Origin of the sequence: Neorhizobium alkalisoli (genome assembly GCF_007829835.1) — a bacterium.
Lineage (GTDB): Bacteria > Pseudomonadota > Alphaproteobacteria > Rhizobiales > Rhizobiaceae > Neorhizobium.
Genome location: NZ_VIWP01000003.1, coordinates 503,313 through 525,431, shown reverse-complemented (window position 1 = coordinate 525,431; position 22,119 = coordinate 503,313). Strand labels below are relative to the sequence as shown.

The following is a 22,119-nucleotide window of genomic DNA, read 5'->3' as shown; positions in this document are numbered from 1 at the left end:
CCGGACGCTGTTCCATCAAACTTGCAGACATCGCGATCTCGGCCTTTATGGCTGTTTCGAGGTTTTGGCCTTTGATTGAACCCGGGCGCAGCCCGGTTTCAATCCTGCTGATCGCAGTGTTTGTATTGCCTTCTTAGAAGCTTGAGCTTGCGGCGATGATCCCTGAAGGGTTTTCGCCGCGGCTGCCCCACTGTCGGGATTTTTGTGGGCTGGCCTGCCTATGTGCGTGACGGGCGCGACGCGCTCCTTAAAATCCCAATCCCAATCTCAATCCCAATGCCAGACCCAGACCTGACCCTGATCGGCCACGGCCGCGAAAACCGCGCGTGCCAGCTTGCCATGATAAAACTTTGTCAGTATCGATATATCCATTGAGATATATCGATGGATTGAACGATGGCGATATTGCCGGGATTGCACCAGCATGAGTGTGCCTTTGGCGAACATCGCGGGTTCCGGGCCGATTCACTGCTGCCGCGACCCGCTGTGGTCGAAACCCGCCCGGAGATAAGGGCCGCGGGCAGAACGCAGCGGTTGAAAATCTGGGAGCTGAGCTCGCATTTTCATTGCTCGATCATCGGCACATGCCTGACGGCCGGCGAATTGCGGCATCTGCTCGTCAAGGCCGGTGATGCCGAGGCGAGGGCGGCGAGCGATCACGTATTGCACGGCCGCGGCGTGCAACTGGCCGGACATCGGGATATTGGCGGCAAGTTGCTCAACAAGGCACTGGACAGGCGGCATGAGGCTGCGATCCGCCGTGCGGCAAAGATCGAGAACGCGCAGGATCTGCGCCTCTACTGGCGGGAAGCCTTCGATCGCGGCGAGATTGCCGGGGCCTATTGGGCGGTCCAGACGCATCCGGCTGCGGATTCGGCGCTCATCCGCGATGTCTTCGGCGAAGTGCATATGCTCTCGCATCTGGTCGGCAGCGCCAGCCGTCTCGATATCGCCCGGCTGGCCGCGCTGGAGAAGGAGCTGGAAGCCCGGGATGATAAGATGGCACAGCAGCAGCGGCGGCTCGATGAAGCCGCCGCCGAACAGAATGCGCTGCGCCAGGAAATCGCCACGCTGCAGACCGAGCTGATGCGCGAAAGGGTTTTGCGCGAAAGCCGGGCGGGCGATGGAAAAGTGGCGGGCCGCAATGCGAGCGTTCTGGAAGAACGGTTGAGCGACGAACAGGCCTGGTCGGGGCTCCTCGTTGAAAAGCTTGCGCGCTCGCGTGAAGCCGAACGGGTTGCCGGTGAAAAGGCCGATTTCGGCGAACAACGTGTGGTGGCGCTTCAGCGCGAAAACGAATTGCTCGAAGCGATCCTCTCCGGCGAGGGGCAGGCCCATCAGGCGTCGGTTGGTCGGCTTTTGACGGATGGCGGATCAGACATCGCGATCCTTTATGTGGGTGGCAGGCGCGGCGTCTATGAGCGGATGCGCTCGCTGGCTGCCGAGAGCGGTTTTCGGCTCGAGATCCACGATGGCGGCATGGAGGACAGCACGACGCTTCTGCCTGCCGCCGTGCAGCAGGCCGATCTCGTCCTCTTTCCGGTCGATCATATCAGCCATACCGCGACGGGCATCATCAAGCGCCTCTGCCGCGAAAGCGGCAAGACCTATATCCCGTTGCGCTCCGCAGGTCTTGCCAGCTTTTTGACGGCAATCGCAGACCCTGTTTCTGCCGCCACGGAAACGGCCGCGCCCAAATCTGCGGAGCGCGCGAGCGTATAGGCTGCGGACAGGTCCGGTTCTATAAATTCATGAGGTCGGCGCGTTGCTGTGCATCCATCCGGATGCGCAGCGCGTCCTTTTTATTCGGCTGCGGCCAGCCTCGGCAGAACCTTGTCCGCCTCGACGCCCTGGGCTTTCAGCACATTGCCGAGAAACTGGCGGGAAGCCGCCTCCCAGGTGAAGTTGCGTGCGAGGCGGCTTGCATCCTCGCGGCGGCAGTTCAGCGCTTCGAGGCAGGCCTGGCGCAGGTCTTCATGCAGGGCACCGGCGCCGGAGGACTGGTCGATGATGTCGATCGGGCCGGTGACCGGATAGGCGGCAACCGGAACGCCGCTCGCCAGCGCCTCGAGGATGGTGTTGCCAAAAGTGTCCGTCTTTGAGGGGAACACGAAGACGTCGGCCTGCGCATAGGCGCGAGCCAGATCCTCGCCGGTCTTCATGCCGGTGAAAAGGACGTTCGGATAGCGTTTCTGCAGATCAGCGCGAGCCGGGCCATCACCAACGACGACCTTCGAGCCGGGCAAGTCGAGATCCAAAAAGGCCGGCAGGTTCTTTTCCACAGACACGCGCCCGACCGTCATGAAAATCGGTCGCGGCAGGTCGAAGGGGCGCTCGTCCTGGGCCATCGGATGAAACACCGTCTGGTCGATGCCGCGGCTCCAGCGCAGGAGGTTTTTGATGCCGAGCTTGCCGAGTTCGCGCTCCAGGCTCGCGGTCGCCACCATGCAGCCATTGCCGGCATTGTGGAACCAGCGCACGAAGGCATGCAGCCAGCGGGTCGGGATCGGAAAACGCGCGGCGACATATTCGGGAAAACGGGTGTGGTAGCTGGTCGAAAACGCCATGCCGTTCTTCAGGCACCAGCGGCGGGCGAGCAAGCCAAGCGGACCTTCCGTTGCGATATGGACGGCGGTCGGCATCGAGGCCTCGATCGCGTCGGAGACCTGCCGGTAACTTGCCATGGAGAGCCGAATTTCCGGGTAGGTCGGGCAGGGGATGCTGGAAAAGTCCTTCGGCGTGACCATGACCACGTCGACACCCATGCTTTTGAGTTCGCGATTGGTGTTCTCGATCGAGCGCACGACGCCGTTCACCTGCGGATACCAGGCATCCGAGACGATGGTGATTCTGGTCATGGGCGTCAGCGACTTCAAGCGGGTCATGTCTACAAGGGTCATGGAAGGGTCCTCGACCGGTTGCCGATCCGGAGGCGACTCAGCCATGCCTTGCGGAGCGTTTTCGCCCCTCTATCGGAAAAGTTTGTAACATGCCGATGAAGGGCGAAAAGGCGGGCAAACCTGATCAATCCGCGATGGAGAAATCCTGGTCGAAGCTGGAATCCTGGCCGCTGCTGATATCGTGGATCGTATAGGTGAGCAGATATTTGCCTGCAGGCATGCCGGTGAGGGTCAGGGTGAAGTCCATCGAGAATTCCATGGAGGCGTTATGGCTCTGCATGACGTTCTTCATGAAGCCTTTCTGGTCGGCGATCACCTCGCCCTTATTGTCCTTGATCGCCATGTCGACCACGAAATTCGTCTCGAACTTGCGGCCCGGCAGGTTCTTCCAGCCGTAACCGATCGGCTCGACATAGGTGATGAGCTTTTCGCCCTTCCTGAAGACATTGTCCTGCTTTTCCACGTAAAGGCCGTAGCCACGCGAGCTTTCGGTGATGAAGGCAATCTTGCGCTCCGTCAGCGGCACGTTCTGCCAGGCCTGATAGGTCTTGTCCTCGGCATCGTTCAGGTCATCGAGCGGGTCGGCTTTTGCCAATCCGGTCAGGCTCAGGACCATTGCGAGGACAAGGGCTGCACGCATTTCGCAATCTCCGTTCAGGGATGGGAATGTCCGGCAGGATATGGCCGGAGTGCGTTGATATTACGCGAGTTTTTACTGCTGTCCATCGGGAGGTTTACGGATGCGGCGGGGTATTTCAATCCGCAGATGAAGGACCCGGCAACGTGATTTGCGAAACCGGGATCGAGGCCTTACCTAGGCCGCATCCGTTGTTGAAAGTCGTATCATGCGTATCGTCAGATGGACCGCCATCGTCATTCTCCTGCCCATCATTCTGATTGCCGCCCATATGGGCATCAGCCAGATTCTCGGCAATTTCCACGAGGTCATTCCGGGCCAGCTTTACCGCTCGGGCCAGCTCGACGAGGCGCAGCTTGACGCCGTCGCGCGAAAATACGGGATCCGCACCATCGTCAACCTGCGCAATGAAAAGCGCGGCGACTGGTACCGGCAGGAACAGGCCGCCGCGTCGGATAACAATATCCGCCTGATCGACTACCCCTTAAGCTCGGGCAGCGTGGTTTCCAACGACAAGGCCAGAGAACTGGCGGATATCATGCGCGATGCGGAAAAGCCGATCCTCATCCATTGCGAACACGGCGCCAACCGCACCGGCCTTGCCTCGGCGATCTATGTCGGCGCCGTCGCCAAGGGCAGCGAGCTGTTTTCCGAATGGCAGCTCTCGCCCTATTACGGACATATCCCGATCCCCGGCATCGGCCGTTATGCGATGTACCAGTCCTGGGACAATTTCGAGGAAACGATCGGGTTCTGAGTTTTGTTGGGACGCGGCAGCACCGCATTGGTCGGGCATTTATAGCAACTTGCTATGAGGCTTGTGCTGCGTTAATCTCCTCATAGCAAAATGCGATAGGCGCGCTGGAGAATGCACGTCATCACGCAGAAAAGGATCTGGGAAGCGAAGGAGCGCTGGCCGCATGCGAGCGGCGCTCTCGATGCCTGGTACAGGCTGATGAAGTCGTCCGATCCTGCGGATTTTGCGGCGATGAAAATGCTGTTTCCTGCCGTGGACAAGGTCGGTCAGCATCATGTGTTCGATATCGGCGGCAACAAGCTTCGACTGATCGCGATCGTCCATTACGGGTTCAGAAAAGTCTATATCCAGCAGGTGCTGGATCATGCCGCATATGACAGAGGACGGTGGAAGAGATAGCTGATGAACACGTCCGTTAGACAGCTCAGCGAGCACTGGCTCCATGTTGCTCCACTTCTCGCCAAACCAGCAAGCGAGGCCGAATATGACCGGCTGGTGGAGCAGCTCGATGAGATTCTGGCTGAGGTTGGAGATGACGAGGATCATCCGCTGGCTTCGCTTGCATCGCGCATGGGCGACCTTGTCGAAGCCTATGATGAAGAGATGCGGCCCTTGCCTGCCCTGACCGGTGCCGATGCCCTTCGTTATATCATGGAGGAGAGGGGCCTTGGGCAATCCGACCTGCCGGAAATCGGCGCCCAATCCGTGGTCTCCGACATCCTGCGCGGAAAACGGCAGATCAACGTCCGTCAGGCGCGGGCGCTGAGCGACCGTTTCTCCATTCCTGCGGCCGTCTTCCTCTCTCTGTGAGAAGGCTTGCCAGCCTATTTCGGCAGAAGCTCCGGGCTAATCAGCGCGCCGTGATGGCCGATGACTGACGTGGCGACGGCGGCGCCGTGGGCGGCGGCTAGCTCGGGTGAAGCGCCGGTCACCAGCCTTGCGAGAAAACCGCCGTTAAAACTGTCGCCGGCGCTGGTCGTGTCGACCACGGCGGGAGCCTTTACGGCCGGGACATGGGTGACGGGCGCGTTGCCGAAGCTGAGCGTCACGCCATCGCCGCCGTTCTTGACCACGACATTCTCGACGCCAAGGTTTTTGTAATGGGCGAGCGTGTCTTCGACCGTCGCATCGCCGAAATGGGTCTTTTCGTCGTCAAAGCTCGGCAGGACGAGGGTGGCGGCGCGGGCGCCGTCTTCGATCGTCTTCAGCATGTATTGGCGGCCGGTTTCACCCTTCGGCCAGAGGCGGGGACGGATGTTGGGGTCGAAGGCGACCACCTTGCCGGCGGCTTTGGCGCGGCGCAGCTCCGACAGGAGCGTTTCGACCGCATCCGGAGACAGAATGCCGAGCGTGATGCCGGAGAAATAGACGATATCGGCCGCCTCGATCGCCTGGCGAAGGTGGTCGGCTTCATCGGCCAGCTTTTTGGCGGCGGCGGTGTCGCGCCAGTAGCTGAAGGTGCGCTCGCCGTCCTTCAGGGTGATGAGATAGAGGCCGGGCGTGCCGCCTTCGATGCGGCGGACATTTTTGGTGCCGATGCCGGCATTTTCGATCATCGCCAGCATGTCGTTGGAAAGCGGATCGTCGCCGAGGGCGGTAAAATACTCCACCGACCAGTCGGCCGGCATGCAGGCGCGGGCATACCAGGCTGTGTTGAATGTATCGCCGGCAAACCCCTTGCGCAGAAGGCCTTCGCCCGCCTGCGACAGTTCCACCATGCATTCACCGATCGAAAGAAACCGTCCGCCCAATTCACAAGCCCTCCACGCGATGTACCGTCGCATAGGCCGAAGTTTTGCCCGTGACAAGGCCTGAGGTCGCCGCTCGGGGACGCTCTTGCGATGCGAGATGACAGAAGCATGCGATCCCCGGTTTTCGCGTTGTCTTTTATCGGCACGGCTCTAGTTTGGGGTCTGGAACAATCGAAGAGGAGAATCGGGCATGGCGGCCGAAACGGCGAAAACGGTTGGGGCTGACTGGTGGCGTGGTGCGGTGATCTATCAGATCTACCCGCGGTCTTTCCAGGATACGACCGGAGACGGGATCGGCGATATCAAGGGCATTACCGAGCGCCTCGAACACGTTGCCTCGCTCGGTGTCGACGCGATCTGGCTGTCGCCCTTCTTCACCTCGCCCATGGCCGATATGGGCTATGACGTTTCGGATTACTGCAATGTCGATCCGATGTTCGGCACGCTTGCCGATTTCGATGCGATGATGACGGAAGCGCACCGGCTCGGCTTGAAGGTGATCATCGACCAGGTGATCAGCCACACATCCGACCGCCACCCGTGGTTCATCGAAAGCCGCGCCAGCCGCACCAATCCGAAGGCGGACTGGTATGTCTGGGCCGATCCGAAGCCGGACGGTACGGCACCGACCAACTGGCTCTCCATCTTCGGCGGGCCGGGCTGGGAATGGGATGGCGTGCGCAAGCAATATTACATGCACAATTTCCTGATCTCGCAGCCGGACCTCAATTTCCACAATCCGGATGTTCAGGATGCGCTGCTGGACACGGTGCGCTTCTGGCTCGACCGCGGCGTCGACGGCTTTCGCCTCGACACGGTCAATTACTACTTTCACGACCGGCAGCTTCGAAACAATCCGCCGATGGTCTACGACACCGACGGCGCCGGCATGGAGACGGATACCAATCCCTATTCCATGCAGAACCACCTCTATGACAAGACGCAGCCGGAGAACATCGGCTTCCTCAAGCGGCTAAGGGCGCTGCTCGATACCTATGACGACCGCGCGACGGTCGGCGAAGTGGGCGACGGGCCACGCTCGCTGAACACGCTGGCGCTTTATACGACCGGCAATGACAAGCTGCATATGTGCTACACGTTCGACCTGCTCGGACCGGCTTTTTCCGCCTCCTATATCCGCAAGGTCATGCAGACCGTGCTCGATACGGTGGTCAACGGCTGGGTCTGCTGGGCCTTTTCGAACCATGACGTGATCCGCCATGTGACGCGTTTCATCGAAAGCCCTGAGGAGCAGGACCGCGTCGCAAAACTGTCGATCACCCTCATTGCTTCGCTGCGCGGTTCGATCTGCCTGTATCAGGGCGAGGAACTGGGGCTGACGGAAGCAGAACTTTCCTTCGAGGATCTGCGCGACCCTTACGGCATCCGCTTCTGGCCGGCCTTCAAGGGCCGCGACGGATGCCGCACGCCGATGGTCTGGGATCATGCCAAGCCGCATGCCGGCTTTACCGAAGGGCCAAAAACCTGGCTGCCGGTGCCGGCCGACCACGCCGCGCGGGCCGTCGATGCGCAGGAAGGAGTGGCGGATTCCGTGCTGTCGCATTATCGGGACGCGCTTTCCTTCCGCAAGGCACATCCCTCGATGATCGATGGCGACATGACCTTCATCGAGACCAACCAGGACCTGCTGGCCTTCCTGCGCGAAAAGGGCGGTGAAAAGCTGCTCTTCGTCTACAACCTCACCCGCGAGGCGCAGAATTTCACGCTGCCGAAGCGGCTTGGCGATGTTCTGCCGGTGTCGCTGCCGGGCTTCGTGTCGAAGCTCGAGGGCGGTGTCGTCAAGCTTGATGCGCTCGAGGTTTTCTGCGCGCGGGTGTGAGCCGGCATAGGCTCTGAAAAAGGCCTCCAACGTGATCGTGGACGTCCTTGATCGCGTTCGAGGACGATCTTTTTGGGATTTCGCGCACTCTCCAGCTGGACGCTCATGACCTTTTCCTCGGCAGGGATGCCGAGGGGAGGCTGAGCCGATAACGGCTTTGGAGAGATCAATGATATTGCCATTCCATATTCTGGCGGCGACTTGGATCGCTGTCTCATCGTTGCTCGCTTTGCAGCAGCCGGCCGTCGCCGCGGGGCGCGATGTTGGTGTGCGGCAGGCTTTCGCCGTCTCGAAAGAACGCGGTGCCGATCTTGCCGTCACCGTCTGGTATCCGGCCGGTCCGGGCGGTGAACCCGTGATGCTCGGCGAAAGCGTGTTTTTCAAAGGCACATCGGCCTTGAAGGATGCACCGGTTTCGCCCGAAAGATATCCGCTGATCGTACTGTCCCATGGCGCGGGGCTGGCGGGAAGCCCGCAGGCGCTGAGCTGGATCGCGACGCCACTTGCAAGACAGGGCTATATCGTGGCGGCGCCTGCCCATCCCGGCAATAGCGGTCCCAACCGATCGGCGCTGGAGACGATGAAGCTCTGGCTGCGGCCGGGTGATGTCAGCGCTACTCTGGATGCTATGGAGACGGATGCAGCATTTCGCGATCACATTGTGACGGGCAAGACTGGCATGCTTGGTCTTTCAATGGGCGGCAATACGGCGCTTGGCCTTGCCGGGGCACGTCTCGATCCGCAGCGTCTGGCCGATTATTGCGATACGGATACGCTCAACGCCTCGCTCTGCGAATGGGTGAGGATGAGCGGGGCCGATCTGCACAGTCTGGATCTCGGGTCGGCCGGGCGCGACAACAGGGATGGCCGGATCACATTTGCGATGGCCATCGATCCGGCGCCGGCAGATGTGTTCGATCCGAAAAGCTTTGCGGGCATTTCCATTCCAGTCGATCTGGTCAATCTGGGGCAGGCGGGGAAAATCCCGGTCACGGCGGATGTCTCGGCAATTGCCAGAACCGTTCCGCAGGCACGTTATACGACGATCGAGGATGCCAGCCATTTCAGCATGTTTGCCGAATGCAGGCCGGGTGCCGCCGAACTTGCGCTGTCCGAGAATATCGGCGATCCGATCTGCGCGGATGGCGGCGGGCGTTCGCGTTACGAGATCCATGCGCAGATGATCGACATGGTGGTTTCCGCCTTCGATCGAGTATTCAAACCGGGGCTTTAGGTCTCACGTCTCCTCGATCCGCCGCGCATCTTCCGGCAGGACAGATAGTTCGCGCCAGTCGATTTCCTCGAGGAGGAGATTGTATTCGTCGACGGTCAGTTCGTAGGCGATACGCAACTCTTCCAGCGCCGCGCGCTGGCCGGCGATGACGGTGAGGACCAGGCGGCGGTAATTGTCGACCGAGGCGGCGCGGGTGGGGTCGTCATAGGCTTCCTGCTCGAGCCGGAACTTGTCGCGCAGGCGTTCGGCGTCCGGATCCGTCTCGTTGTCCAGTCTTGCAATGCCGGCCTGGGCGATGCGGCGGCGCAGGCGCGTCAGTTCCTCGGCGCCCTGGCCGCGGCGGTCGAGGCCGAGCCAGCGGATGACCGGCGCCAGCGTCAGGCCCTGGAAGACGAGGGTGGCCAGCACGACCGCGAATGCGGTCAGCACGACGACGTCGCGTTGGGGGAAATCCGCGGGCAGGGCGAAGGCTGTGGCGAGCGTCACGAGGCCGCGCATGCCGCACCAGGAGGCGAGGATGGCCTGTCTCGGTGTCGCCCGCGGCAGGCGGTTCTGCTGGCGGGCCAGCCAGTGTTCGAACAGGTTGAAGCTGAGGCAGACCGCGAAGCGGGCCAGGATGACGATGACGACGATCAGCGCGGCGAAGGTGATCGCTTCCATCAGATGGGCCGGCGACATGTCGGCAACGATGTCACGCACCTGCATCCCCATCAGCATGAAGGCGACGACGTTGAGGACAAAGACGACCGCCGTCCAGACCGCATAGGACTGGACGCGCATGCGCGCCGACGAAAGCGTGTCGCCGGTATTGGCCAGTGTCATGGCAAAGGCGACGATGGCGAGCACGGCGGAGAGGTGCAGCTTTTCGGCGAGGATCCACAGAAGGAAGGTCTGCACGAACTGCATCAGGTTGCCGCCGAGCGTGCCGGTCAGGAAGACATTGAGCTTGCGGATGATCCAGGCTGCGGCGACGCCGAGCGCGATGCCGCCGGGCACGGCGAGGAGAAGTCGCACGGACACTTCCGTATCGATGCCGCCGGCCGACTGGATGGAAAGGCCGGCGGAAAAGATCAAAAGGGCTGCGGCATCGTTGAACAGGCTTTCGCCGCGCAGGACAGCATCCGTCGAGCGCGGGATCGACATGCCGGAGAGGACCGCTGTCGCCGCTGCGGCATCCGGCGGGGCGACGATCGCGCCGAGCACGACGGCCGCGGCGATCGGCAGGCCGAGGAAAAGATGGCCGGCCAGGCCGACAAAGGCGGCGGTGACGATCACGCCGCCCAGAGCAAAGACGACCAGCGGCAGCCAGAAACGGCGCGCGGTGCTGATCGGAAAGTCGAAGGCGGCATCAAGCAGGGCAGGGGCGATGAAGAGGGCAAGCGCCGTTTCCGGGTCCAGCGCCAGATAAGGCGCGCCGGGCACCAGCGCGACGGCCACGCCTGCAAGCGCCAGCATGGAAGGGTAGGGGACGGCCAGGCGGCGCGACAGCTGCAGGAGAACGACCGCGACGAGCAGGATCAGAAGAAGGCTTTCGAAGAAATTCATGGATCCCCTTCCGATTGCGATACGTCTTGTGGGTTCGTCGAGCGGCTGCTTTGGATGTTTCTGAGGATGGTTTGGGCGTCGTGATGAAGAACCGCTCTCCAGGGCGTGGAGGGGCGGCCATTGTGATCACCATAACGGTGATCTTCCGGTCCGCAACAGCGCTACGCGATAAAGCGCAGGCTTTTCAGCGGCAAGTGGGGAAATATCTCCGGGTGGGCCTCAAGAAATATGGCGCTTTGCAAATTCGGCAAGGGCGAAATCTGACGTCTGGACAACCATGTGCTGTTCCATAGGGTTGGGCTGCGGTTGAGGGCCGCTTCCATTTCCAATCTCATCGCCATTTTCATTGCATTGTCGCCACCCCGAACGGACGGAGCAATTCATGGGCAGCGGGTTCATCACGACGAAGGACGGGACGGAGATCTTCTACAAGGACTGGGGACCGGCCGATGGCAAAGCCCAGCCGATCGTCTTCCATCACGGATGGCCGCTTTCAGCCGATGACTGGGATGCCCAGATGCTGTTCTTCCTGCACAAGGGGTTCCGGGTCATCGCCCATGACCGCCGTGGCCATGGCCGCTCCAGCCAGACCGAGACCGGCAATGAGATGGATACCTATGCCGCCGACATGGCCGAGCTCGTCGCACATCTGGGGCTCGAAGGCGCCATTCATGTCGGTCATTCGACCGGTGGCGGCGAAGTGGCCCGCTATGTCGGGACCTATGGCGGGAATGGCCGGGTCTCGAAAGCCGTGCTGATGGGCGCCGTGCCGCCGATCATGGTCAAGTCGGAGAAGAACCCGGGCGGGCTGCCGCTCGAGGTGTTCGACGGGTTCCGGGCGGCGCTCGCGGCCAACCGGGCTCAGTTCTATGTCGATATCCCGACCGGGCCGTTCTACGGGTTCAACCGTCCGGGTGCGAAGATCAGCCAGGGTGTGATCGACAACTGGTGGCGGCAGGGGATGATGGGCGGCACCAAGGCCCATTATGACTGCATCAAGGCCTTTTCGGAGACGGATTTTACCGAGGACCTGAAGAAGATCGAGGTGCCGGTGCTGGTGCTGCATGGCGACGACGACCAGATCGTGCCCTTTGCCGATTCCGCGCCGCTGTCGGTGAAACTGTTGAAGAACGGCATTCTCAAGGTGAAGGAAGGTTTTCCGCACGGCATGGCGACCACCCATCCGGATATCATCAACGCGGATCTTCTGGAGTTCTTCAATTCCTGAAAGAGCAAATGATCAGGTGCCCTGCGGACCTGATCCGCAGGGTGTAACCACCATCTTCAGAGACCGGGTCCGGTAAATGTCATCACCATCGCCGAATCGCAAAATGCCGGATCGATCAAAATCTTTGAGCGTCAAATTGATTTTCGTCACTTGCGCCGGTCGCCCGGGGCATGATCTGAATGGGCATGGGAGACGTCAGGTGCAGATCGTTCCATATCACTCCCCGCTCCAGACGACGCCTGCGGATGATGAGGCGCGTAAAAGAATTCGCCCCCGACACTTGCGTGACGGGAAGCTCAAGGGAGGGCCGTGATTTTGAACGTGGGCCGCTGGTTAGGCGGCAGCCGACGTCTTGCCCTGCTGCGGTGCGCAGTAGATGTCTTCCAGGACCGACAGGACCTTAAGGACCGAGTCGGACGTGCTGGAGTAATAGATCGTCTGTGCATCACGGCGCGTCTTGACGAGTTTCTGCGCGCGAAGCTTGGACAGGTGCTGCGACAGTGCAGACTGGCTCAATCCGACTTGCGTGGCCAGCGCCCCCACTGCCACTTCGCCCTTGACCAGGCAGCATAGAATCATCAGTCGCTTCGGGTTGGCCATTGCGGACAATAGGCCCGCTGCCGCATTCGAATGTTCAGAAAGTTGCATCATTTCCATCTGCTCGTTCCCCTCTATCCAGGGCATTTCTGCCCTGGCCGTCGTCGTTATGCTTTGGCCGGACTTAATCAGCAGTCGGCCAAGTTGTATATCCCTAGATTTCGGGTACTTACTACAATATTTTAGAATGCTTTAAAATATGTTGCGATGCACATTTTTTGTCGACACGGTGAAATTGTCAGGTGCCATGGCATTTATCACATGATTCGGGATGGAATCACCTGCGCAAGGCAGTTTTGTGGCAATTTGTGACCAGGACTCTACTTGCATCCGTAAGTTGATTTCGTGTATTCGCACGATTTTCGATGTACTTGAATTTAAAACGCAACTTTCTTCATTTCTCACCTTTTCCGCGATTTTCGGCGAGCAGCTCGCTTGCGGACAGGGCAAATGCCCGGCCGAAACCGCCATTTAAAAGGGCCGATTGCGGCACAAGCCGATAAAATCGAAAATCGGGAAAATCGACGTAAAGTTTCGCCTTATGGTGGCGAGCGATGAAGATTTTTCGGATTCTTTCGTAATCCTCGCTGTCACGGGTGATTCGTTGCGCGAGGCATTGCGCCATGATTCGCGGATGGGCGAGAGGATCACCCTTGCCGGTTTCACCCGCTAGAAGCGAGCAGCGCGGATCCGAATCGAGTGCCTTGGTATGGCCGGCAAGGCCGGAGACGAGGATGACCGGGACGCCGTCGGCATCGATGCCGGTCAGCACCCGGCTTGCGGCGGGAAAGCCGGTTTCGGCGTCGATGACTGCGAGCGCCATATGACGCGCATCGCCGAGCAGTTTGCGGGCGAGGGCGCGCGCATCGTCATCCGTATCGCGCAGGAGTTTCGGCTTGTCAGCTGCAGGCATTTCGGCGGTCGGGCTTTTGGCATTCTCGCGGTTGGGTGTTTCCGCCATCTTCATATCTCCCTGTCCTACAGGGAGGTTCTAGCATTCGGCCGAGCTTCGAAGAAGACGGAAAGGCTTCCGTCTTCTTCGGTCCTGGCATCTCTGGCTTTCGTCATTCGCCTCTGCGGCGATGGCGGGTGAGACCGGAAACGACGTCGTCGGCGGAAATCGTGCCGACGATCGTGCCATTGTCGACAACGGCGACGGCGCCCTGCTGGCGCGACAGCGCATCGAGGATATCGACCAGCGGCGTTTCGCTGCGCGCGGTGGCGCTGACAGGATGGTTTCCGGCTTCGCCCGATACGCCGGGGCGCATGACATCGGCTGCGGTCAGCACGCCGATCGGGTTCATGTGCTGGACGAAATCGGCGACATACTGGTCGGCCGGCTCGCGGACGATATCGCGCGGCGTGCCGCACTGGACGATGCGGCCGCCTTCCATGATGGCGATGCGGTTGCCGATGCGGAACGCCTCGTCGAGATCGTGGCTGACGAAGAGGATGGTCTTTTTCAGCCGTCGCTGGAATTCCAGAAGCTCGTCCTGAAGACGGGTGCGGATCAAGGGGTCGAGCGCCGAGAAGGGCTCGTCCATCAACAGGATCGGCGCGCCGGTGGCAAAGGCGCGGGCAAGGCCGACACGCTGCTGCATGCCGCCCGAAAGCTCGCCGACCTTGCGGTCACGCCATTGCGACAGGTTGACGAGGTCGAGCTGTTCGGCAACGCGCGCCTTGCGGTCCTTTTCAGAGACGCCGGCAAGTTCGAGGCCGAAGCCGACATTTTCGGCAACCGTGCGCCAGGGCAGGAGGCCGAACTGCTGAAAAACCATGGAGACGGTGTGCATGCGCAGATCCCGCAGAGTGCGGGCGCTGGCCCGGTAGGGATCGACCGGGCCGCTTGGCGTTGCGACACTGACGGTGCCGCGCACGACGGGGGCTAGGCCGTTGACGGCGCGCAGAAGTGTCGACTTTCCGGAGCCGGACAGGCCCATAAGGACGAGGATCTCGCCCTCGCGGATGGACAGCGAGGCATTGGCGACGCCGAGCACGATGCCGGTTTCAGCGGCGATTTCGTCGCGCGTGCGGCCCTGATCGAGCAGTGGAATGGCCCGTTCGGGGTGATCGCCGAAAATGATGTCGACATTGCCGAAGGTGACGGCGTCCTTTGCGATCTCGCTCATGACTTGCCTCCCGGCTCGGCGGTGCGGAACATGCGGTCGAGGATGATGGCGAGGATGACGATGCAGAAGCCGGCATCGAAGCCGCGGGCGATATTGACCGTGTTCAGCGCCCGCACGACCGGCACACCGAGGCCCGGCGCGCCGACGAGGGCGGCAATCACCACCATGGACAAAGACAGCATGATCGTCTGGGTGAGGCCGGCCATGATCTGCGGCATGGCATAGGGCAGCTCGACCTTGCGCAGCACCTGCGATGGTGTCGCGCCGAAGGCAACCGCCGCTTCCGTCAGGCTGCCGGGCGTCGAGATGATGCCGAGCCGCGTCAGGCGGACGGGTGCGGGGATGGCGAAGATCACGGTTGCGATCAGGCCGGGCACCATGCCGAGGCCGAACAGGATCAGTGCCGGGATCAGGTAAACGAAGGTCGGGATCGTCTGCATCAGGTCGAGGATCGGCCGCAGGACTTCGTAGAGCCAGGGCCGGCGGGCACAGGCGATGCCGATCGGAATGCCGACCAGCATGCAGACGGCGGAGGCGGCAAGCACCAGCGCCAGCGTCTCCGTCGTTTCCTTCCAGTAGCCCTGGTTATAGATCAGAAGCAGGCCGATCAGCGTGAAGCCCGCGACCGAATAGGAGCGGCGAAAGGCAAAGGCGATCAGCGTGACGATGGCGATCAGAACGAAGGCATTCGGCCATTGCAGGACGAAAAGCAGCGCGTTGATGACCGCCGAAAGACACTTCGACAACCAGTTGAAGAACCAGTCGGCATTGGTGGTCAGCCAGTCGACGCAGTCCTTGGCCCATATGCCGAGCCGCAATTTTCCGGTGGAATCCACCAGCCATTCGGGAAGCCAGTCCACGTGTTCGTCCCGTCCTGATCAAGGGGTGCCGGTCAGGTCAATCCGGCCGCATCAGCGGCCGGGACCCGTTACGTGACCTGGAACGCATCGCGTCCAGGCTTCTGTTTCGTTGCATGACTTTGCCGCAAAGCCGCCGGGCGGTCTGCGCGACATGCTCCTGGTTTTTTTAGAGGCCGAGCTTGGCCTTGACCGCAGTTTCGGCCGGCTTGCCGTCCTTGGTGGTGACGCCGGCGAGCCAGGGCGTGACAGCCGCGCCGTTCTTCTTCAGCCAGGCGGTTGCGGCTGCTTCCGGCTCTTCGCTGTCGTTCAGGATGCCGCCCATGATCTGGTTTTCCATCGGCAGCGAGAACTTCAGGTTCTTGATGAAGGTGCCGACATTGGTGCATTCCTGCGTATAACCGGCGCGGATATTGGTATAGACCTCGGCGCCACCAAAGTTCGGGCCGAAGACGTCATCGCCGCCGGTCAGGTAGGTCAGCTTGAAATTGGCGTTCATCGGGTGCGGTTCCCAGCCGAGGAAAACGACCGGCTGGCCGGCCTTGTCGGCGCGGGCGACCTGGGCGAGCATGCCCTGTTCGGAGGATTCGACGACCTGCAGCTTGCCGAGGCCAAAGGTGTTCTTCTCGATCATGCCGAGGATCAGGCGGTTGCCGTCATTGCCCGGCTCGATGCCGTAGATCTTGCCTTCCAGCGCGTCGGCCTTGCCGGCGATATCCTTGAAGTCCTTGATGCCGAGTTCGGCGCCCTTGGCATTGGTGGCGAGCGTATACTTGGCGCCGACGAGGTTCGGGCCGAAGGATTCGACGCTCTTGTCATTCAGGAAGGGGCGCACATCGGCTTCCTGGGTCGGCATCCAGTTGCCGAGGAAAACGTCGATATCCTTGTTCTTCAGCGAGGAATAGGTGACCGGTACGGAGAGAACCTTGATGTCGGTCTGGTAGCCGAGCGCCTTCAGGATAACGGAGGCGGTGGCGGTCGTTGCGGTAATGTCGGTCCAGCCGACATCGGCGAAACGGACGGTGCCACAGCTTTCCGGTTCTGCGGCCTTGGCAGTGCCGGCCAGAACGAGCATGGAGGCGGCTGCGGCAAAAACGGTCTTCAGCGAAAAGGTGATGGTCATCTTATGTTCTTCCCCGTTTAGTGTTCTGACCATTATCAATATCTCTCCGGAACAGGCAAGCATGCGTAATCGCGCGCTGAGAGTGGCGATTTGCGACATCGATAGCCGCAGGTAGCGGAAGTCGGGGGAGAGTTTTTTTGTGGGTTCCCCCGAAAACGTCTTTTCCTTCGCGGCTTTCGGTTTCAGAAGGCTGGCATGGCCAAGCTCTATTTCAACTACGCGACGATGAATGCCGGCAAATCGACCATGCTTTTGCAGGCCTCCTACAATTATCAGGAGCGCGGCATGCGCACCGAGATATTTGTCGCATCCTTCGACGAGCGGGCCGGCAAGGGCCGGGTCGGATCCCGCATCGGCCTTTCATCGCCGGCGACGCCGTTTACGGCGGGCGATGATCTGTTTGCGCTGATTTCCGACATGCATGCGGCCGAGCCGATCGCCTGCGTCTTCGTTGACGAGGCGCAGTTCCTGTCGCCCGAACAGGTCTGGCAGCTGGCACGGATCACCGATCGCGTCGGCATTCCGGTCATGGCTTACGGCCTTCGTACCGATTTTCAGGGAAAGCTGTTTCCCGGCTCGCTGGAGCTTTTGGCCATCGCCGACGAGCTGCGCGAGGTCCGTACCATCTGCTTCTGCGGCCGCAAGGCGACGATGGTGGTGCGTGTCGACGAGAGTGGCGAGGCATTGCGCGAAGGGGCGCAGGTCGAGGTCGGCGGCAATGACCGCTACGTGTCGCTGTGCCGGCGGCACTGGGCCGATAAGATGCGGTGCGATTGAGTAGAAATAACCTCGGTTTCTCCACCTGCGCCCGTTCATTGGTTTAGTTGGATGACTGATCGACCAGATGGCTTGCTGCCTGCTTGATCTTGCGTTTCGGCTTTCATCAAAAACCAGTCTCCTACTGTTCTTTACTGGATGGTTTTGGGTCCACCTAAACGACGTATCTTCGTCGTTACATGCTCTGGCGAATTTTTCGTTCTCCGCTATCTTTCCTCTCCAATGCCTGTGTTGGAGGAACTGGGCGTGGGGGCGAGAAAAAGTTTTGACGAAAACATGGGCCGTTTCGGCGCTCTGGTTACGGCCATGCGCGAGGATGTCGGGCAGTCCGAAGCGATGTTTCGCGAGGCGGCTGCCCAAAGCCGGATCCCGGATGGCAATGTAATCGGCGGGGAGGCGGCGCGGCAGCGTAGAATTGCCGCCACCTGGGCGCCTGCCGAAGCCATTCTGGCAGAAGAAGTTTTGGCGCTCGGGGCTGCGCTTGGCGAGATCAGGACGGCCTTCGATAGTCGTGAAATGCCGAGCCGGTTGGATAGCGCGATCGGCTTCCTGTTGAAATCGGCTGTCAGAAAAAGGCAGAAGCGGCGGTTCGAGCGGCGGGTCAATCCGCAGCATCTCGCCGGCCTGCTCGCACGTGCCGATCATCTTCAGGGCGCAGTGTTTGAGGAACGCGGCTTTCTTTCCGGTCGACGTCAGGTTCTTGAAAGCCTGCTGACGGAGCTTGCCGCGCATCGGCCCGAGCTGGTTCGCTCTTTCTCCGGGCAGGATGAGAGTGGGCAAGGTGTTGCAGGCCGGGAGAAGGCGGCGACCGGGCCGGCTCCGCAGGCCGGCGGCCAGGACGGGAAATTCAAAGATACCTTCGAGAAGGACGCGGTCGGCGTGATGTCGGGTCTCGAAGCTGTTGCCGCGACGGAGCGGCTGGTCGGTGCCGGTCTTTCGCTGAGCAGGATGCTCAACGCGCAGGTCGTGGCGCTGGATACCGTCTCCCACAAGCTGCAGCTCGATGCGGAGGAATTTCTGATCCTCTACCGGGCGCTGGCCGAGATCGACGGCGATGGTGACCGGGCGCTGCCGGATGGCGGCGCCTTGCCGAACCTGGCGGACGCGGTGGAGCGCTATCGCAACAACCGCCTCGTGGCACCCGGCGAGGGACGTCGGCGGCGGATTGTCGATCATGCCTTTGTCGAACTCTTCGTCCAGACACAGGAAGAGCCGGAGGGTGAGGTGCAGGAGGGCATATTTCTTTCGCGCAGGATCCGGACTTTTCGGCCGTCGGGCGGTCGCTGATTGGGCGCTTTGCCGCAACCCTGGCGTTTTTAAAGCGCCGGGTGTTGTGCATGGCGGTCGCGAGCCATAAGTGAAGGGCACAGCCGACCACCATTGAGCCGCCATTGAGGAGACAAGGATGCCCGATCGGATGACTGACCGAGTGACCGCCTTTTTCCAACGTCTGGGCCGGGCAATCGGCAGGGGTATCGGGATTTTCGCAGCATGGCTGTTCTGGCCGCTTCGGGCTGCGACCGGTTGGTATGGCGAGCGTCACTGGCTGATCAAGGGACCGATCATCGTCGTCCTCGTCTGCCTTCTCTCGCTTTATGGCTATTTCTTCTGGCAGACGCAGGTCTGGACAGGGTTCAACCCGAATTTCGTCGATGCCTATCGCTGGTCCGAACGGACGGTGCCGCCGGGGCAGGAATTGCCCGCCGCCGGCGCAGCTCCCACTGCCGGTACGCCCGCCACGACAGCGCAGGCGCCTGCCGTTGCTGCTGCTGCGCGGCAGTGCCAGCCCTCGGCGATCGTCGAGGCAGCGGCGGATCTGACCGACATGAATGTCAATCAGAATGCCTGGATCTCGTCCATGGTGCTCTACAAGATCGGCCTGTTCGGCATCGACTGGGATCACACGCCGTTCCTCGACAACAAGGCCTCGTTCCAGCGCGGCGTCAATCAGGCCGTGCGGCGCACCTCGTCGGAACTGGTCGATACGCTTGGGCGCGTGCGTGGCACGTCGGGCATCAACAGCAATCTGCAGGATGCACGCGGAAACCTGCAGTTCGACGAATATTCCTGGTATTTCGGGCTCGATCCGTTCGGCTTCAAAACGCCGACGCCGAGCTATTACCGCACCGCCATCCAGAAGCTTAAAGGCTTCAATGCCGACCTTTCTTCCTGCAACGCGACATTCGATGGTCGCGCCGACAATTTCGTGCAGTTCATCGACCGGATTGCCAACGATCTCGGCGGCACGGCGGCGATCCTGCGCGACCGCTCGGAAAATCATGCGGCCGGCTGGTTCGATACGCGGGCGGATGACCGGTTCTGGTTCGCCTATGGCCAGCTCTACGGCTATTACGCCGTGCTGTCCGGCGCGGGAGCGGATTTCTCGCAGGTCATCCGCGAGCGCAATCTCAGCCAGATCTGGAACGAGACCCTGTCACGCTTCCGGGCGGCGCTGAGGGTTCGGCCGACGGTCGTCTCGAATGGTGCCGAGGACGGGTTCATCATGCCGAGCCATCTTGCCGTGATGGGTTTTCATACACTGATGGTGCGTTCCAACCTGGTTGAAATGCGCGCCGTGCTCGAACGGTGAGTTTTGAGGTGATCGGCTTTACGAACGGCTGCCGACATGCGGCCGTTCGGAGGCGCTCTCGAAGGTCATGCCGATGATGGCGCCTGCATCGCCGCAGACGGGCTGAAAGGTTCCCATCGCCTGGGCCAGCTGGTAACGCCCGCCGCTGCGGCGCACCCTGAATGCGCAGCTGTAATCGCTCTTCTCGCTGCCGGCATTTTCAAAAACCTTCAGCAATCGTGGAAGGTCTTCGGGATGAATGCGCTCGCACAGCTGGACGAGGTTGACCGGCCCTTCGCGGGGTTCGAGCTCAAAAATATGGAAAAGTCCGGCTGTCGCAAAAACAAGGCCGCTGTCCAGCTCTATTCGCCAGAAACCACACAGGCCGACACCGGGGCCAACGATGCCCTTGCGCGTATATCCGTGCCGCTTATGGCTGGTCCCTACATCGTGAGGGAAGCCGAGAACCTGCACTTTCAATCATTTTCCCCTAAGCGGCAGCAAGTCGCCGCTAGATGATCAGCCTTAACCTGAGGGCCTTGGCTACCAACTGGGTTCTATTGACGCAATCGAGTTTTTTGATGGCGTTGGTCATATATGCGTTAACAGTGTGATCCGAGAGGGTGAGGATCTTGCCGATCTCGGACGAAGTCTTTCCCTGCGCCGTCCAGCGGACGACTTCGAGTTCGCGGGTCGTCAGCGGCCCCGAAAGCGACGCCTTTTCGGAGCGGCGGATCCTGTCGAAGACGCAGAATGCATGCAGCAGAAGCATGCCGATCTCGTTCAGCTCCACCTGTGTCAGCCGCGGCCTGCTGCCGTCTATCCGAATGCGGAAACCGGTGCCATCGGTGGAGTGAAGGGCCATGGCGACGCTTGTCGTCATCTCGTAGCGCTGCTGTAGCTGCGTCAGTTCGAGAGGAAAGGCCGGCATGCCGGAATGAAAACGGTCATCCATCGACCAACAGAAGGGAAGCGAGGATTCGGCGATGATCGACGAGATCGGACACTTGCGCAGAAGCCGCAGCCGGTCGAATTCGCGGATGTAGTCCTTGGGCAGATTGCTGTCGACCAAGATGCGCGACAGGAGCACTTCATCGGCCGGCGGCTGCTTGACCAGCATGAAGTATCGGAAGCCGAATTCACGCGTCGTCCGTTCGAGCACGGTCGAGATCTCCGCCCGCGAGTCCGCTGCAGAGATTTCGCTGTTCAGAATGGACTGCCGTTCCAGCGTGATCATATTTGAGGCAATATTGAACGTGATTATGTTATCGGCAACAAATATACCAATCTTGTTGTAATACCAGCAAAATTTGCTGGTCAGCAGTGGATAAGTGTTACTTTTCCGACAATCGCTTATGTTTTTTAAGGATTTCCATAGGCTTAGGCAGACCCTTCGCCGGCGAAAAAAATCGTGCTGCGGCAAGCTTGAGCGCCTGAGGCAAGCCCTTGGCACTAAAGATGTTTCTGGCGAGCCGCGATTGCGACTCGGCCGAGCTTTGAAAAAATGAAGGGGCGGGAACGCCGGCAAATTTCCACCGAACTGCCGAAGCATAGGATAGAATATGTCCTATAATTGCAGCATTTCGTGTGCGAACGATCTAAAAGTTATGGTCTTAATGCTTTTCCTCGGCCTTCTGCGCCTTGGTGCTGGTCATGATGCGCTCAAGCCAGCCGAGCATGACGGCGGAGACGACGAAGGCGAGGTGGATGATCGTGTACCACATCAGTTTTGCGTCGGTGTACTGATTGGCGTTCAGGAAAATCTGCAGGAGATGGATCGAGGAGATTGCCACGATTGAGGAGGCGACCTTGATCTTCAGGCTGCCGGCATCAAGCTTGCCGAGGAATGAAACGTCTGCTTCCGTCTCGTCGAAACGGCTGACGAAATTCTCGTAACCGGAAATCATCACCATCACGATCAGGCTGGCAACAAGCGCGGCATCGATCAGGCCGAGCATGGCGAGGATCATCTGGGCTTCGTCGAGTTCAAAGACGTTCTGCGCGACCTTCAGGAACTTGCCGACGAAGGAGATGGCGTAAACCGCCAGTGCCGCAACGAGACCGAGATAAAAGACGACGAGAATCCAGCGGCTCGAAAGGATGATGCGTTCGACCAAAAGTTCCAGCGATCTCATCTCTTCGTTCTCCGAGCCTAGAAAGAGACAACCCCATAAT

23 protein-coding genes are annotated in these 22,119 nt (G+C 60.5%); 10 read left to right on the top strand and 13 right to left on the bottom strand.

All coding sequences use genetic code 11. The features are described 5' to 3' along the window. Nucleotides 1–267: 267 nt before the first annotated feature. The gene (locus FHW37_RS33555; RefSeq protein ID WP_186458246.1) at nucleotides 268–447 is read right to left on the bottom strand and encodes a hypothetical protein; all 180 of its coding nucleotides are present in this window, start codon (nucleotides 445–447) and stop codon (nucleotides 268–270) included. An 87-nt stretch (nucleotides 448–534) separates the two neighbouring features. On the opposite strand from FHW37_RS33555, the gene FHW37_RS13345 reads away from it, so the two are divergent. Then, a complete protein-coding gene (locus FHW37_RS13345) occupies nucleotides 535–1,722 on the top strand; it encodes a DUF2325 domain-containing protein (protein ID WP_186458245.1) in 1,188 nt (395 codons plus the stop codon). An 80-nt stretch (nucleotides 1,723–1,802) separates the two neighbouring features. Here FHW37_RS13345 and FHW37_RS13340 read toward each other — a convergent pair whose 3' ends face one another. Both FHW37_RS13340 and FHW37_RS13335 read right to left on the bottom strand, forming a co-directional pair. Next, nucleotides 1,803–2,858, bottom strand: a complete 1,056-nt coding sequence (locus FHW37_RS13340; RefSeq protein ID WP_145638030.1) for a glycosyltransferase family 4 protein — start codon at nucleotides 2,856–2,858, stop codon at nucleotides 1,803–1,805. Nucleotides 2,859–3,024: 166 nt separating this feature from the next. Beyond that, nucleotides 3,025–3,540 carry a hypothetical protein gene (locus FHW37_RS13335; RefSeq protein WP_145637205.1) on the bottom strand — a complete coding sequence of 172 codons (516 nt, stop codon included), beginning with the start codon at nucleotides 3,538–3,540 and terminating at the stop codon, nucleotides 3,025–3,027. A gap of 205 nt (nucleotides 3,541–3,745) precedes the next feature. On the opposite strand from FHW37_RS13335, the gene FHW37_RS13330 reads away from it, so the two are divergent. The 3 genes from FHW37_RS13330 (at nucleotide 3,746) to FHW37_RS13320 (ending at nucleotide 5,104) form a co-directional block, all read left to right on the top strand. Then, nucleotides 3,746–4,294 carry a dual specificity protein phosphatase family protein gene (locus FHW37_RS13330; protein ID WP_145637202.1) on the top strand — a complete coding sequence of 183 codons (549 nt, stop codon included), beginning with the start codon at nucleotides 3,746–3,748 and terminating at the stop codon, nucleotides 4,292–4,294. A 111-nt stretch (nucleotides 4,295–4,405) separates the two neighbouring features. Beyond that, complete coding sequence (locus FHW37_RS13325) at nucleotides 4,406–4,693, top strand: type II toxin-antitoxin system HigB family toxin (RefSeq protein WP_145637198.1); 288 nt, start codon at nucleotides 4,406–4,408, stop codon at nucleotides 4,691–4,693. Nucleotides 4,694–4,696: 3 nt separating this feature from the next. Continuing rightward, a complete protein-coding gene (locus FHW37_RS13320) occupies nucleotides 4,697–5,104 on the top strand; it encodes a helix-turn-helix domain-containing protein (RefSeq protein WP_145637195.1) in 408 nt (135 codons plus the stop codon). Nucleotides 5,105–5,118: 14 nt separating this feature from the next. Here the strand turns inward: FHW37_RS13320 and FHW37_RS13315 are convergent, their stop codons facing one another. Continuing rightward, nucleotides 5,119–6,045 (bottom strand): sugar kinase, encoded by a 927-nt coding sequence (locus tag FHW37_RS13315; protein WP_145637191.1) that lies wholly within the window; start codon nucleotides 6,043–6,045, stop codon nucleotides 5,119–5,121. Nucleotides 6,046–6,235: 190 nt separating this feature from the next. On the opposite strand from FHW37_RS13315, the gene FHW37_RS13310 reads away from it, so the two are divergent. Both FHW37_RS13310 and FHW37_RS13305 read left to right on the top strand, forming a co-directional pair. After that, nucleotides 6,236–7,885 (top strand): alpha-glucosidase family protein, encoded by a 1,650-nt coding sequence (locus FHW37_RS13310; RefSeq protein WP_145637188.1) that lies wholly within the window; start codon nucleotides 6,236–6,238, stop codon nucleotides 7,883–7,885. A gap of 169 nt (nucleotides 7,886–8,054) precedes the next feature. Beyond that, nucleotides 8,055–9,119, top strand: a complete 1,065-nt coding sequence (locus FHW37_RS13305; RefSeq protein ID WP_145637185.1) for an alpha/beta hydrolase family protein — start codon at nucleotides 8,055–8,057, stop codon at nucleotides 9,117–9,119. Between the two features lie 3 nt (nucleotides 9,120–9,122). Here FHW37_RS13305 and FHW37_RS13300 read toward each other — a convergent pair whose 3' ends face one another. Further along, on the bottom strand, nucleotides 9,123–10,664 hold the full coding sequence (locus FHW37_RS13300; protein ID WP_145637182.1) for a cation:proton antiporter: 1,542 nt from the start codon (nucleotides 10,662–10,664) through the stop codon (nucleotides 9,123–9,125). Between the two features lie 382 nt (nucleotides 10,665–11,046). On the opposite strand from FHW37_RS13300, the gene FHW37_RS13295 reads away from it, so the two are divergent. Continuing rightward, complete coding sequence (locus tag FHW37_RS13295; RefSeq protein ID WP_145637179.1) at nucleotides 11,047–11,892, top strand: alpha/beta fold hydrolase; 846 nt, start codon at nucleotides 11,047–11,049, stop codon at nucleotides 11,890–11,892. 333 nt (nucleotides 11,893–12,225) lie between these two features. Here FHW37_RS13295 and FHW37_RS13290 read toward each other — a convergent pair whose 3' ends face one another. The 5 genes from FHW37_RS13290 to FHW37_RS13270 all read right to left on the bottom strand — a co-directional run bounded on the left by FHW37_RS13290 (nucleotide 12,226) and on the right by FHW37_RS13270 (nucleotide 16,598). Continuing rightward, nucleotides 12,226–12,549, bottom strand: coding sequence for an ArsR/SmtB family transcription factor (locus FHW37_RS13290; RefSeq protein ID WP_145637176.1), 324 nt, complete (start codon nucleotides 12,547–12,549; stop codon nucleotides 12,226–12,228). Nucleotides 12,550–12,883: 334 nt separating this feature from the next. After that, entirely contained in the window at nucleotides 12,884–13,450 is a 567-nt protein-coding gene (locus FHW37_RS13285) for a HugZ family protein (protein WP_246690761.1), read from the bottom strand. A gap of 103 nt (nucleotides 13,451–13,553) precedes the next feature. Beyond that, nucleotides 13,554–14,618 carry a choline ABC transporter ATP-binding protein gene (gene choV, locus FHW37_RS13280; RefSeq protein ID WP_145637174.1) on the bottom strand — a complete coding sequence of 355 codons (1,065 nt, stop codon included), beginning with the start codon at nucleotides 14,616–14,618 and terminating at the stop codon, nucleotides 13,554–13,556. Next, entirely contained in the window at nucleotides 14,615–15,478 is an 864-nt protein-coding gene (gene choW, locus FHW37_RS13275; RefSeq protein WP_145637171.1) for a choline ABC transporter permease subunit, read from the bottom strand. Before choW ends, choV begins: the two co-directional genes overlap by 4 nt. A 166-nt stretch (nucleotides 15,479–15,644) precedes the next feature. Next, entirely contained in the window at nucleotides 15,645–16,598 is a 954-nt protein-coding gene (locus FHW37_RS13270; protein ID WP_145637168.1) for a choline ABC transporter substrate-binding protein, read from the bottom strand. A 195-nt stretch (nucleotides 16,599–16,793) separates the two neighbouring features. Between FHW37_RS13270 and FHW37_RS13265 the strand changes: the two genes are divergently transcribed. The 3 genes from FHW37_RS13265 to FHW37_RS13255 all read left to right on the top strand — a co-directional run bounded on the left by FHW37_RS13265 (nucleotide 16,794) and on the right by FHW37_RS13255 (nucleotide 19,965). Then, complete coding sequence (locus tag FHW37_RS13265) at nucleotides 16,794–17,375, top strand: thymidine kinase (protein WP_145637165.1); 582 nt, start codon at nucleotides 16,794–16,796, stop codon at nucleotides 17,373–17,375. A gap of 246 nt (nucleotides 17,376–17,621) precedes the next feature. Beyond that, nucleotides 17,622–18,662, top strand: coding sequence for a hypothetical protein (locus FHW37_RS13260; protein ID WP_145637162.1), 1,041 nt, complete (start codon nucleotides 17,622–17,624; stop codon nucleotides 18,660–18,662). Between the two features lie 130 nt (nucleotides 18,663–18,792). Continuing rightward, nucleotides 18,793–19,965 carry a DUF2333 family protein gene (locus FHW37_RS13255; protein ID WP_145637159.1) on the top strand — a complete coding sequence of 391 codons (1,173 nt, stop codon included), beginning with the start codon at nucleotides 18,793–18,795 and terminating at the stop codon, nucleotides 19,963–19,965. An 18-nt stretch (nucleotides 19,966–19,983) separates the two neighbouring features. Here FHW37_RS13255 and FHW37_RS13250 read toward each other — a convergent pair whose 3' ends face one another. From FHW37_RS13250 to FHW37_RS13240, 3 genes are all read right to left on the bottom strand, one after another. Continuing rightward, nucleotides 19,984–20,418 (bottom strand): PAS domain-containing protein, encoded by a 435-nt coding sequence (locus tag FHW37_RS13250; protein WP_246690789.1) that lies wholly within the window; start codon nucleotides 20,416–20,418, stop codon nucleotides 19,984–19,986. Nucleotides 20,419–20,455: 37 nt separating this feature from the next. Then, on the bottom strand, nucleotides 20,456–21,367 hold the full coding sequence (locus FHW37_RS13245; RefSeq protein ID WP_186458244.1) for a helix-turn-helix transcriptional regulator: 912 nt from the start codon (nucleotides 21,365–21,367) through the stop codon (nucleotides 20,456–20,458). Nucleotides 21,368–21,557: 190 nt separating this feature from the next. Continuing rightward, complete coding sequence (locus FHW37_RS13240; protein ID WP_145637150.1) at nucleotides 21,558–22,079, bottom strand: TIGR00645 family protein; 522 nt, start codon at nucleotides 22,077–22,079, stop codon at nucleotides 21,558–21,560. Between the last annotated feature and the right edge of the window lie 40 nt (nucleotides 22,080–22,119).

Coding starts and splice junctions, on each gene's coding strand:
- FHW37_RS33555 (WP_186458246.1), bottom strand. CDS start 447: ATGTTCGCCAAAGGCACACTCATGCTGGTGCAATCCCGGCAATATCGC.
- FHW37_RS13340 (WP_145638030.1), bottom strand. CDS start 2,858: ATGACCAGAATCACCATCGTCTCGGATGCCTGGTATCCGCAGGTGAAC.
- FHW37_RS13335 (WP_145637205.1), bottom strand. CDS start 3,540: ATGCGTGCAGCCCTTGTCCTCGCAATGGTCCTGAGCCTGACCGGATTG.
- FHW37_RS13330 (WP_145637202.1), top strand. CDS start 3,746: ATGCGTATCGTCAGATGGACCGCCATCGTCATTCTCCTGCCCATCATT.
- FHW37_RS13325 (WP_145637198.1), top strand. CDS start 4,406: ATGCACGTCATCACGCAGAAAAGGATCTGGGAAGCGAAGGAGCGCTGG.
- FHW37_RS13320 (WP_145637195.1), top strand. CDS start 4,697: ATGAACACGTCCGTTAGACAGCTCAGCGAGCACTGGCTCCATGTTGCT.
- FHW37_RS13310 (WP_145637188.1), top strand. CDS start 6,236: ATGGCGGCCGAAACGGCGAAAACGGTTGGGGCTGACTGGTGGCGTGGT.
- FHW37_RS13305 (WP_145637185.1), top strand. CDS start 8,055: ATGATATTGCCATTCCATATTCTGGCGGCGACTTGGATCGCTGTCTCA.
- FHW37_RS13300 (WP_145637182.1), bottom strand. CDS start 10,664: ATGAATTTCTTCGAAAGCCTTCTTCTGATCCTGCTCGTCGCGGTCGTT.
- FHW37_RS13295 (WP_145637179.1), top strand. CDS start 11,047: ATGGGCAGCGGGTTCATCACGACGAAGGACGGGACGGAGATCTTCTAC.
- FHW37_RS13290 (WP_145637176.1), bottom strand. CDS start 12,549: ATGGAAATGATGCAACTTTCTGAACATTCGAATGCGGCAGCGGGCCTA.
- FHW37_RS13285 (WP_246690761.1), bottom strand. CDS start 13,450: ATGGCGGAAACACCCAACCGCGAGAATGCCAAAAGCCCGACCGCCGAA.
- choV (WP_145637174.1), bottom strand. CDS start 14,618: ATGAGCGAGATCGCAAAGGACGCCGTCACCTTCGGCAATGTCGACATC.
- FHW37_RS13270 (WP_145637168.1), bottom strand. CDS start 16,598: ATGACCATCACCTTTTCGCTGAAGACCGTTTTTGCCGCAGCCGCCTCC.
- FHW37_RS13265 (WP_145637165.1), top strand. CDS start 16,794: ATGGCCAAGCTCTATTTCAACTACGCGACGATGAATGCCGGCAAATCG.
- FHW37_RS13255 (WP_145637159.1), top strand. CDS start 18,793: ATGACTGACCGAGTGACCGCCTTTTTCCAACGTCTGGGCCGGGCAATC.
- FHW37_RS13240 (WP_145637150.1), bottom strand. CDS start 22,079: ATGAGATCGCTGGAACTTTTGGTCGAACGCATCATCCTTTCGAGCCGC.